Here is an 11,357-nt window from a genome sequence, read left to right on the forward strand (position 1 = left end):
ATGTTCGATTGGGAAGATCTGCGCCATTTCTACGCCTTCATCAGTGCCGGCTCGCTCTCGGCTGCGGCCAAGCAGCTGGGCGTCGACCATGCCACGGTTGCCCGGCGCATCGCCGCGCTGGAGGCTGCGCTCAACCTCAAGCTGGTCGACCGCCGGCCCCGGGCCTACGTACTGACCGAAGAAGGCCGCCGGGTCGGCCAGTATGCCGAGCAGATGACCCAGTCCTCCTTTGCGCTCGAACACTTCGCCAGCGCGGGCCAGCAACAGGTCGAAGGTGAAGTGGTGCTGGCCGCACCGCCTGCATTGCTCGGCAGCATCGTCGCGCGACGCCTGGGCGCGTTGTGCAGCCGCTACCCGCAGCTGCGCCTGAAGCTGGTCGGCAGCAAGTCCCGCGCCTCGCTCGCGCGCCGCGAGGCCGATATCAGCATCGCCCTGGCAAGGCCCACCGAGCCAACGCTGGTGGCCAGCCTGCTCGGCTACCTGGATTACCGCCTGTACGCCGCCGCCGAGTACCTGCAAAGCCCCCGCACGCCGCGCTACATCGGCTACGACCAGTCCCAGGCCAAGACGCCGCAGCAGCAATGGTTGCTTGAGCAGACCCACCACCAACCCTTCGTGCTGCAAAGCAACGACCTGCGCATCCAGGCCCAGGCGGCAGCAGGCGGCATCGGCATCGCCTGCCTGCCGGCGTTCATGGCCGAAGAGCATGGCCTGCAAGCCGCCGGGAATGATGAACAGACCCTGAGCATCGAGATCTGGCTGGCAGTGCACGAGGACGTGCGCAACACGCCGCGCATCAAAGCGGTTACCGACTTCCTGCAGCAACAGGTCAAACCGCTGCTGCGCTTGTGAATTTTTGCAGAGGTCGCCTGCACCCATGCGGAATTTCCGCAACCCTACAGCCCCGCTAAGCTTCCCCCATCGCAAACGATCACTCAGGAGAAGCGGATGCAGTACGTCAAGTTGGGCAACACCGGCCTGGATATTTCCAAACTGTGCCTGGGCTGCATGACCTTCGGCGAACCCGACGCCGGCACCCACCCCTGGACCCTCGGCGAAGCCGACAGCCGCCCGATCATCCGCCACGCCGTCGAGCAAGGCATCAATTTCTTCGACACCGCCAACAGCTACTCCGCTGGCACTTCGGAGCTCATCCTCGGCAAACTGCTGAAGGAATTCACCCGCCGTGACGAAACCGTCATCGCCACCAAGGTGTTCTTCCCGGCCAACATGTGGGAAGGCAGCACCCGCCCCAACGAGCAAGGCCTGTCACGCAAGGCGATCATGGCCAACATCGACGCCAGCCTCAGCCGCCTGGGCACCGACTACGTCGACCTGTACCAGATCCACCGCTGGGACTACCACACCCCCATCGAAGAAACCATGGAAGCCCTGCACGACGTGGTCAAGGCCGGCAAGGCCCGTTACATCGGCGCGTCGTCGATGTACGCCTGGCAGTTCGCCAAGGCCCAGCAGGTAGCCGCGGGCAACGGCTGGAGCCGCTTCGTCTCGATGCAGAACTACCTCAACCTGATTTACCGCGAAGAAGAGCGCGAGATGATCCCGCTGTGCCTCGATCAGGGCGTCGGCCTGATGCCCTGGAGCCCGATGGCCCGCGGCCGCCTGACCCGCCCGCATGGGCAGCAGACCGCGCGTACGCGTACTGATATTTCCGGGCAGTCGTTCTATGCCAACACGGAGGTGGAAGACGGCCGCGTGATCGACGTGGTCGAGCAGATTGCCGGCGAACGCGGTGTGCCGATGGCGCAGGTGGCGCTGGCCTGGGTGCTGGGCAAGCGTGCGGTTTCGGCGCCGATTGTGGGGGCTTCGAAGGTGGCGCAGCTGGATGATGCGATTGCGGCGCTGGAGCTGCAGCTTAGTGCCGATGAGCTTGCACGGCTGGAGGCGCCGTATGTGCCGCATGCAGTGACAGGGTTCAAGTAACCTGCGGTGACCGCACTGGCCCGTTCGCGGGCCAGCAGCGACACAAGGCTGTTTCAATAACCGGTCAACTCCAGGTACCCCCGTCCATCCCCACCGACTCGCACCGGCCCTTCCCAGTACGGAAACCGCGTCCCCATCCAGGCCTTGGGCTCCAGCGCTTCAACCTCGACATCCACTTGCAAAGAAGGCACCTGCACCCGCCAGCGCGTCGGCAGCTGCTTGCCATTGTCCAGCTTCGTCCAGGCTAACGGCGTCAATTCGATCTGCTCACCCTGCAAGGCCTGCGCCTGCCCCTGTGCATCGACCCAGGTGCCCGCCCGGTAAGGGGCCCCCCGTGCTTCACGCACCTGAAACAGCATCAACTTCGCACCGCTGCGCAGATGCAGCGAGAACCAGTCCCACCCGCTCTGCCCGGCCGCCAAGGGTTGGCTGCTCCATTCGCGGTCCAGCCACGCCTGTCCTGTCACGGCAACGCGCTGTCCTTCCCGCTCGACCTCACCACTGACCTTGTAAAACGGCTGGCTGTAATAGTACGACGCCTGGCCCTTGCCTGATTTCTCGCTGTAGCCGTGCAACCCGTGCAGCACTACTGGCTGATCGCTGGTGAGGGCCAGGTCGTAGCCAAACCCTTGGCCATTGGCACGCATCTGTATCCGGTCGACACCTGGATTGCCTTGCAGCGACCAGTCATTGATCCACGCACGAAACGGTTGCGCCTCGACACCGGCCTGGCCGATGCCACCGCGTGCCAGGGTCTCACTGGCCTGATGGCCGCCCGGGCCGGTCAAGGCGGCGTGCCCCATCCACAGGTTGGGGCTGTTCCAGTTCATTGTCTCCGGCCCTGGCCGCAGCGCCGAGCGGAACAGCGTCCACTGCACGCCCCAGTCGCGGCCCTGTTCATCCTTGAGGTTGGCGGTGATATACCACCATTCGATACGAAAGCCCTCATGCGCACCATGGTCACGGGGAAAGACCAGCGACACGCCCGGCACCACCTGCTTGAAATCAGCCGCATCGGCGCCCAGGCCGGCAAAGCTTTTTGGCTCAGGCGCAGGCGAGTCGCACCCGGTCAACAACAGGCAGGCGATCAACACGCAGGCTTCAGTTTTCATCGGCGAACTGCCTCAACAACGCGCTTGGCTGGCTGCGCGCCAGTTGCCACAGCGGCCAGGCGCTGGCCAGCAGGCTGGTCAACAGGCCCAGTACGGCCAGTTGCACCAGTTGCCCGGGAAACACGTGCCACGGCAGGCGCCAGCCGAAGGCCTGCACGTTCACCACCGCCACCAGGCACCACGCCAGCAGCAGCCCCAATGGGATCGCCAGCAGCACGGTGAAGCAACTGAGCATCAGCGTTTGCCCCAGGCTAAGCCAGGCCAGCCAGCGACGCGGCACGCCCAGCGCCCACAGCGGTGCCAATTGCCCCAATCGGCGCTGGCCCAGGGTCAGCTGGCTGATGAACAGCGCCACGCCGGCCACCCCAAGAGTCAGGCTGTTCAATGCGGCTGTGACCGCGAAGGTGCGGCTGAATACGTCGGTCGACCAGGCTTTCAGGCGGGTTTGCTCGACGACCTGGTTGTCATCCAGGGCAAAGCGTCGCTGCACATCGCCCTTGAGTGCGGCGACTTGGCCTGGCCGTACCAACAGGCCAAGGCCGGACAAACTGGCGCCTGGGGCGTGGCGGCGCAGCCAGTCGGCGTTGACCAGCACATGGCCCTTGGGGTTGCCGTAGTCGGCATGGATGCCCACCACCGTCATCGCCTGCGCCGGCTCGCCAGGCAGCTGCACGGTATCGCCCAGGCCCAGCCCCAGGCGGCGGGCCAGCTGCTCGCTTAGCATGGCGCCATTGCCAGCGGCCAGCGTCTGCCAGGCCCCCGGTGCCTGCTCAAGCAAAGGCCAATGCTGACGGTAGAAGCGGTGGTCGATCACACCCTGTACCTGCACGGGCCATTGCTGCAAGCGCCAGTCCACCCGCCAACTCGGCAGCACCGCATGGACCGCAGGTTCTGAGACCATCCGCTGGTATATCTGCTGCGCCTGGGCGCTGTCACGCGGTGTGACATACAGGTCCGCAGCCAGGCGCTGATCGAGCCAGCCGATGAAGGTGCGGCGAAAACCCTCGGTCATGCCACCGACGCCAACACTGGCGGCCAACGCCAGCAGCAGTGCCATCAACGCCAGGCTCAAGGCCGGCAATTGCTGACGGCTGTCGGCAATGAACCATTGCGCCAGCGGGCGCTGGCTGTAACGTGCCAGGCCGCTGAGCAAGCTCGCCAGCAACCCCGGCAGCAGCAGTGCCGCCGCCAGCAGCAACGCCGCCAACATGCCGAACGCACTGGGCAGCCCGCGGCCGAAATAACCGCACCCCACAGCAACCATCAGTAGCACCACAGCGATCGCCGCCTGGCGCCGTAACCATGGCACTTGCGCCAGGCGCCAGGCCTGAGGCTGCGCCAGTGCCAGCAACGGTAATCGGGCTGCACGCAGCAGGCTGTCGAGCCCGGCCAGCAGCGCGCCCAGCAGGCTGACAGCAATGCCCAGCAACCACCACTGCAACGGCAAGTGCAGGTGCCCTGCCACTTGCGCCCCATACAACCCACGCAGGCTTGAGGCGAAGTCGGGCAGCATCAGTGCCGCCAGCAGGTAACCTGCGGCCACGCCCGCCACGCCGCCCACCACGGCAAAAACGCCCAGCTCCACTGCAAGGGCCGCAAGCATCACCCGCACGCTCACGCCGCACGCACGCAAGGTGCGGATCAGCCCGCGCCGCTGTTCCAACGCCAGGCCGATGGCCGCATGGGCGATGAACAGCCCGACCACGAAAGCCAGCAGGCCCAGCGCGGTGAGGTTGAGATGGAAGCTCATCGTCAGGCGTTGCAGGTCGGCGTCATCGCCCGCTGGCTGTGGTATCAGGCTTGCCGCGATATCGCCAGGCAGGGGTCGGTCACTGTCGCTGAACAGCCGCGACAGTTGCCCTGGCGCCTTGAGCAACGCCTGCGCCTGGCCGATATCGACCACGATAACGCCGGGCGCCAACTGCGCATGCAACGTCAGCGGTGCCAGCAACTGCCCGTCTGCGGTGCTGACCTGCTCGCCGGGCTGCCGGCCCAGTTGGCGCAGCGTGTCCGGGCCGATCCAGGCCTGCCCAGGTGTGCCGATGAATGCCTGCAGGTCGAAACCTTGCACATCGGCACCGGCGACCGCCATGCCGGGTAACAGGCTCAGAGGCTCGATGCCGATCAGCCGCAACGCGACCTGGGGCTCGCCCGCCAGCCGTAAACGCCCTTCCAGTACCGGGGTTACCTGCCAGCCCAGCTTGCGCAACTGCACATACAGCGCCTGGTCGAAACGTTCCCCGCTCCGCGCCACCAACTGCGCGCGCGCGGGCCCGGCAAGCACGGCACTGGCCAGTGCGTAGTCGTTGCGCGCCTGAGTATTGAGTGCTTGCACGCCAGTCCACAACGCAGTGGCCAGCCACAAACCGGTAAAAACGCTGATGCACTGCAGGCGGTGGCGCCACCAATGGCTGCACAGCGCCTGCAAGGTGATCAGCAGGTTGTTCATCAGGCTCGTACCCGGCCCATCTGCAGGACACAGCGGCGTTGCAGGCGGGCGGCCAGGCGCTGGCTGTGGGTCACCATCAGCACGCTGCTGCCGGCCTCGTCCACCAGTTGCAGCAACAGCGCCAGGACCTCGTCACTGCTCGCCTCGTCCAGGCTGCCGGTGGGCTCGTCGGCGAGCAGCAATAGCGGCCTGCTCGCCAGCGCCCGGCCAATGGCGACCCGCTGCTGCTGGCCGCCAGACAATTGTTCCGGGTAGCGCTGCAGCAGTGCCGTCAACCCCAGGCGCGAGGCCAGGTGCGTGACCCACTTCGGGTCATGGCGCCCTGCCAGGCGCGCCTGGAAGGCCAGGTTGGCAGCGACATCCAGGCTGCTGATCAAGTTGTATTGCTGGAACACCAGGCCGATGCCCTCGCGCCGCCAGCGTGCCAGGGCGCCTTCGCCACGGCTGTCGAGTGGCTCGCCATCGATCAGGATGCGCCCCCCGTCGGCGCGGTCGAGGCCGGCCAGCAGGTGCAGCAAGGTGCTCTTGCCGCTGCCGGACTCGCCCATCAGGGCCAGGCTGCTGCCGCGAGCCAGGGTCAGGTCGACCCCACGCAGCACTTCCAGCGGGCCTTGGGCGGTGGCGAACGACTTGCGCAGGTGTTCGACGACCAGCATGGGAGGTACCTTTTCTTGCGGGTCAGACAGTAGGCATAGCTGCAATCGCCGCTTTGGGGCAACTCTCTTGTGCTGTTTTCACGGGCCTTATCGCCGGCAAGCCGGCGATAAGGCCGGGACCGGCGCCTCAGTTCACCAAGGCGTGCTGCACCTCACCCACCGTCGCCGCCAAGCTGTTCAGGTGCAAACTCAACACCCGCTCCACCGGTGCCTGGTCCAGCGGCCAATGCAACGCAATGCTCCCCGCCAGCCGCCCCTGCACACGCAACGGCAGGGCAATCGCCCGGATCAGAAACGGCAAGCGCACCGGATATTCCCAATAACCTTCAGTACGCTGGCCAAAGCCTTTGTGCACATCCGCCTCGAGATCGCGCAACAACGCCTCACCACCCACCCGCTCATGCGCCGCCAGGCGCTGCACCTCATCTGCTGCCAGCTCTTTCAAACACGCCCGGCCCATCGCCGAATGAAACAGGCTGGCATGGTGCCCGACAATCTGGCAGTTGACCGGATAACGCTTGCGCAGCACCTGCGGGATGGCGCTTTCCATCACCTCCAGGCACTCGCCGTCGAAACACGAAAGGTCCGCCACCAGGCCGGTGCGCTCGCTCAGCTCCAGCAGCAGCGGCGCGGCGCTTTCCACCAACTGGCGCTTGAAGCGCTGCTGGCGGTCGCCGAACAGGCGCCGGGCACACAGGCGATAACGCCGGTCGCTCAGGCCGCGGTAGACCCAGCCCTGTTCCTGCAAGGTGGCCAGCATGCGCGACACCGTGGCCTTGGGCAGTGCGGTCAGGTAGTGCAGTTGTTCCAGCCCCAGCGCCTGGTGTTCTCCGAGCAAGTCGACGATGGCCAGCGCACGCTCCACTGAGCGCACGCCACCGCTTTCTGCCGTAGTACCCATGGGTTCGACCTCCCTGTCTGTGCGTGGATGGTCATCATGCACAGCAAGATACGGGCCTGCCCAGGGCTTTCAGCGCGACTGCAGGCACACCGGCGGCCGCCGCTCGACCCAGCGGGTCAGCTGTTCGTGGGCAAAGGCCAGCTGCAACACCGCCTGGTCGGCCTGCGCCGGGCCTATGATCTGTAGGCCCATCGGCAGCCCGGCAGCATTGAATCCCACCGGTACGCTCATGCTCGGCAGGCCGGCCAGGGTCGGCCCGATGACGACCTCCATCCAACGGTGGTACGTGTCCATGACCTGCCCGCCGACCACCTTCGGCCATGGCTCGGCTGCGTCGAAAGGGAACACCTGGGCAGACGGCAACAGCAGGAAATCGTAACGCTCGAACAGTGCGTGCAACGCCTGGTACCAGGCGCTGCGGTCGATCGAGGCCTTGTAGACCTGCGCCGCAGTCAGGCCCAGGCCCCCTTCCACTTCCCACTGCGCCTCAGGCTTGAGCAGTGCGCGCTTGCTGGGGTCGGCGTAGGCCGCGCCCAGGTTGCCGTGCACCAGGAAGTGGCGATGGGTGAGCCAGCATTGCCACAAACGCGCGAGGTCGAAGCCTGGCTGGCACGCCTCGACTTCGCAGCCCAGCTCGGCAAAGTCGGCCAGCGCCGCCTCGCACAGGCTCAGCACACCGTCATCCATCGGCAGGTAGCCATCGAAGTTGCCCAGCCATCCGACCCGCACACCCTCGAAATCGCGCTGCAGCCCGGCCGCAAAGTCGCGCGGGCCGTCACTCAGCGACAACGGTGCGCAAGGGTCACGCCCCGCCTGCACCGACAGCAACCGCGCCACGTCCTTCACCGTGCGCCCCATCGGCCCCTCGGTGGCCAGCTGCTGCATGAACAGCTCCGGCGTTGGCCCATAGGGCACCCGCCCTTGCGAGGGGCGCAGGCCGAACACGTTGTTGAACGCCGCCGGGTTGCGCAGCGAGCCCATCATGTCGCTGCCATCGGCCACCGGCAGCAGCCGCATGGCCAGCGCCGCCGCCGCGCCCCCGCTGCTGCCGCCCGCCACACGGCGGTGGTCGTAGGCATTGGTGGTGGTGCCGAACAACGTGTTGTAGCTCTGCGAGCCCAGGCCGAACTCCGGCACGTTGCTCTTGCCGACGATGATCGCCCCGCTTGCCCGCACCCGCGCCACGCTGACGGCATCGTGCGCCGGCACCTGCTCGGCGAACAGCGGCGAGCCCAGCGTGGTGCGCAACCCCGCGGTGGCCGCCAGGTCCTTGATTGCCTGCGGCATGCCATGCATCCAGCCGCGCGACTGGCCGCACGCCAACTCGCGGTCGCGTTCATCCGCCTCAGCCAGCAGCGCCTCGCCCTCACGCAGCGACACCAGCGCGTTCACCTGCGGGTTGAAGCGCTCGATATGGCCCAGGTACGCCCACATCACCTCACGGCACGACAGCTGGCGGGTGTGGATCGCCTGGGACAGCGCCTCGGCATCGAGGGCGACGATCGGGTCGATGGCTAACAGGTTCACGGTTTCACTCCAAGGTTGAAGGCGACAGGCTTGCCGGCGCGCGGCGCCTCTTTCAGGCAGTAGGTGCCCAGCAACGTCAGCAGGCAGGCGAACAGCACGTAGAACGACGGCGCCACCGGGGTGCCGAGCACCTTGCTCAGCCAAGTGACGATCAGCGGAGCAAAGCCGCCGAATACCATCACCGCCACGTTGTAGGCCACCGACACGCCAGTGGAGCGCACTTCGATCGGGAACTGCTCGGCCAGGGCAGTCGGCGCCGGGCCGAAGAAGCCGCCGATGGCGGTGCACAGCAGCAGCTGCATCACCAGCAGGCGCTCGATCGACGGCGCCGCGGCCACCCACACGTACAGCGGGTAGACCATCACGAAAAACGCCAGGGTGAAGGCCATCAACACCGGCCGGCGACCGAGCCGGTCCGACAGCGCGCCGGCCAGCGGAATGACCACCGTCATCAGGCCGACGGCAAGCATCTGCACCAGCAGCACCTGGTCCAGTGGCAGGCCCAGGTTCTTGTGGGCGAAGGTGGGCATGTTCACCAGCACGACGTAGAACGACACCGTCGCCCCACAGGCCAGCCCCATCGACACCAGCAAACTGCGCCGATGCTCACGCAGCACCTGCCACAGGCTCGGCGCCTGGCCCTTGGCCTGCTTGCGGGCTTCGAGGAATTCTTCGGGTTCTTCCATGTGCTTGCGAATCCACAAGCCCACCGGGCCAATCAGCAGGCCCAGCACGAACGGGATCCGCCAGCCCCAGCTGTCCAGTTGCTCAGGCGTGCACAGGTGAGTCACCAGCGCGACCATCGCCGCCCCCGAAAACACCGCCAGGCACTGCCCCACCAGCTGCCACGAGCCATACAGCCCCTTGCGATGCGCCGGCGCACTCTCCACCAGAAACGCCGTGGCGCTGGCGTACTCACCGCCTGTGGCAAAGCCCTGCAGCATGCGCGCGACCACGATCAGCAGCGGCGCGCCCATGCCGATGGCCAGGTAGCTGGGGGCAAAGGCGATCATCGCGATCGACACGGTCATCAGGCGGATGATCAGCTGCATCGCCGCCTTGCGCCCCTTGCGGTCGGAATAGATACCCAGCAGCACGCCCCCCACCGGGCGCATGAAAAAGCCCACGCCGAAGGTGGCCAGGGCCATCAGCAGCGAGGCGTACTCGTCGTCGGAGGGGAAGAACTGGCGGGCAATGATGCTCGCCAGAAAGCCGTACACGATAAAGTCATACCACTCCAGGGCGTTACCGATGACCGCCGCGACCACTTGCCGGGTACGCGACGCGCCTGTGTTTGAAGTCTGCATGCGGAACACTCCATCAATCTGTTGGCCAGAAACGGTTCAAGTGATCGCCCAGGCGCGGTCGCGCCCAGGTTCCAGCGGCAGTTGTCAATGAAGGCAGTCAGGCAGGCTTGAGCCAGCGCTCGGTCAGCGCACCCCAGTAGGCGGCGCCGGTCAGCAGGATGTCGTCGTTGAAGTCGTAGGCCGGGTTATGCACCATCGGCCGCTTCTCGCCATTGCCGATGAACAGGTAAGCGCCCGGGCACCGCTGCAGCATCCAAGCGAAGTCCTCGCTGCCCATCAGCTTGCGGGTGTTGCCGTCCACCGCCTCAGCCCCCAGCAGCTCGACCCCGACCTGGTGGGCGAAGGCGTTTTCTGCGGTATGGTTGACCAGCACCGGGTACGCCGGGCGATGCTCGATGCTGGCGCTGCAGCCGTAGCTTTCGGCCTGGTGGGTGATGATCGCCTGCACACGCTCCAGGGTCTGCGCCCGCACCTCGGCGTTGAGCGCACGCAGGCTCAAACGCAGCAACGCCTGCTGCGGGATCACGTTGGCCGCCTCGCCCGCCTGCAGCGCGCCGACGGTCACCACGGCCGCCTCCTGTGCATCGATATTGCGCGCCACCACCGTTTGCAGCGCCATCACCACACTGGCCGCCGCCACCAACGGGTCGACGGTCAGGTGCGGCATCGACCCATGGCCACCGACACCCTCGAGGGTGACCGTGAGCAAATCCTGCGAGGCCATCATCGGCCCCTCACGAAACCCCAGGTGCCCCGCCGGCAGCCCCGGCATGTTGTGCATGCCGAACAGCGCATCACACGGGAAGCGCTCCAGCAGCCCATCGGCCAGCATCGCCTCGGCCCCGCCCTGGCCCTCCTCGGCCGGCTGGAAGATCAGTGTCAACGTGCCATCGAACTGCCGGGTCGCCGCCAGATAACGCGCCGCGCCCAGCAACATGGTGGTGTGCCCGTCGTGGCCGCAGGCGTGCATGCAGCCCTGGTGGCGGCTGCTGTACGCAGCGCCGGTGGCCTCATGGATCGGCAGCGCGTCCATGTCGGCACGCAGGCCAAGCCTGCGCGGGCTGCTGCCGTTGCGCAGCACACCAACCACACCGGTCTTGCCGATGCCGGTGTGCACCTCATAGCCCCAGTCCTTGAGCAACTGGGCGACCAGGGCCGAGGTGCGGCTTTCTTCGAAGCCGAGTTCGGGGTGGGCGTGGATATCGTGGCGGATGGCGTGCAGGTCGCTGGCCACGTCATTGAGCCAGGCCAGGATGTGCTGGTGTTGCTGCATGGGGAATCTCCTCGCGCGGGTGGGTCCCGTTCTTGTTGTTCGCTTTGAGATCACGACGGGGAAGGCAGGTCGTGCTTGAGGACAGATAAGCGCGAGTGGGTTGGGAGCACAATTGAATGTGGTTCCGTAGGGTGGAACCTGCTGGACAGTGCAGCCTTTTTCGCGGGCAAGCCCGCGAGGAGCCCGGC

The 11,357-nt window shown here is 66.3% G+C and carries 9 protein-coding genes; 2 read left to right on the forward strand and 7 right to left on the reverse strand.

Annotation, left to right across the window (positions count from 1 at the left end):
* Together ACIPIJ_RS11270 and ACIPIJ_RS11275 are read left to right on the forward strand one after the other, a co-directional pair.
* Complete coding sequence (locus ACIPIJ_RS11270; protein ID WP_401076300.1) at window positions 1-852, forward strand: LysR family transcriptional regulator; 852 nt, start codon at window positions 1-3, stop codon at window positions 850-852.
* Window positions 853-948: 96 nt separating this feature from the next.
* Window positions 949-1,944 (forward strand): aldo/keto reductase, encoded by a 996-nt coding sequence (locus ACIPIJ_RS11275; RefSeq protein WP_401076302.1) that lies wholly within the window; start codon window positions 949-951, stop codon window positions 1,942-1,944.
* Window positions 1,945-1,997: 53 nt separating this feature from the next.
* Here ACIPIJ_RS11275 and ACIPIJ_RS11280 read toward each other — a convergent pair whose 3' ends face one another.
* The 7 genes from ACIPIJ_RS11280 to ACIPIJ_RS11310 all read right to left on the reverse strand — a co-directional run bounded on the left by ACIPIJ_RS11280 (window position 1,998) and on the right by ACIPIJ_RS11310 (window position 11,169).
* Window positions 1,998-3,056 carry a lipocalin-like domain-containing protein gene (locus ACIPIJ_RS11280; protein ID WP_401076305.1) on the reverse strand — a complete coding sequence of 353 codons (1,059 nt, stop codon included), beginning with the start codon at window positions 3,054-3,056 and terminating at the stop codon, window positions 1,998-2,000.
* Window positions 3,046-5,505 carry an ABC transporter permease gene (locus ACIPIJ_RS11285; protein WP_401076308.1) on the reverse strand — a complete coding sequence of 820 codons (2,460 nt, stop codon included), beginning with the start codon at window positions 5,503-5,505 and terminating at the stop codon, window positions 3,046-3,048. Before ACIPIJ_RS11285 ends, ACIPIJ_RS11280 begins: the two co-directional genes overlap by 11 nt.
* A complete protein-coding gene (locus tag ACIPIJ_RS11290) occupies window positions 5,505-6,161 on the reverse strand; it encodes an ABC transporter ATP-binding protein (RefSeq protein ID WP_401076311.1) in 657 nt (218 codons plus the stop codon). Before ACIPIJ_RS11290 ends, ACIPIJ_RS11285 begins: the two co-directional genes overlap by 1 nt.
* Before the next feature lie 127 nt (window positions 6,162-6,288).
* Window positions 6,289-7,062 carry an IclR family transcriptional regulator gene (locus ACIPIJ_RS11295; protein WP_401076313.1) on the reverse strand — a complete coding sequence of 258 codons (774 nt, stop codon included), beginning with the start codon at window positions 7,060-7,062 and terminating at the stop codon, window positions 6,289-6,291.
* A gap of 69 nt (window positions 7,063-7,131) precedes the next feature.
* Window positions 7,132-8,589: an amidase gene (locus ACIPIJ_RS11300; protein WP_401076316.1), complete on the reverse strand. Its 1,458-nt coding sequence runs from the start codon at window positions 8,587-8,589 to the stop codon at window positions 7,132-7,134.
* On the reverse strand, window positions 8,586-9,896 hold the full coding sequence (locus ACIPIJ_RS11305) for a citrate-proton symporter (RefSeq protein WP_401076319.1): 1,311 nt from the start codon (window positions 9,894-9,896) through the stop codon (window positions 8,586-8,588). The genes ACIPIJ_RS11300 and ACIPIJ_RS11305 overlap by 4 nt, the downstream gene beginning before the upstream one ends.
* 97 nt (window positions 9,897-9,993) lie before the next feature.
* On the reverse strand, window positions 9,994-11,169 hold the full coding sequence (locus tag ACIPIJ_RS11310; protein WP_401076321.1) for a M20 aminoacylase family protein: 1,176 nt from the start codon (window positions 11,167-11,169) through the stop codon (window positions 9,994-9,996).
* Window positions 11,170-11,357: the final 188 nt, after the last annotated feature.

This window comes from Pseudomonas sp. NPDC087185 (assembly GCF_044744955.1).
GTDB lineage: Bacteria > Pseudomonadota > Gammaproteobacteria > Pseudomonadales > Pseudomonadaceae > Aquipseudomonas.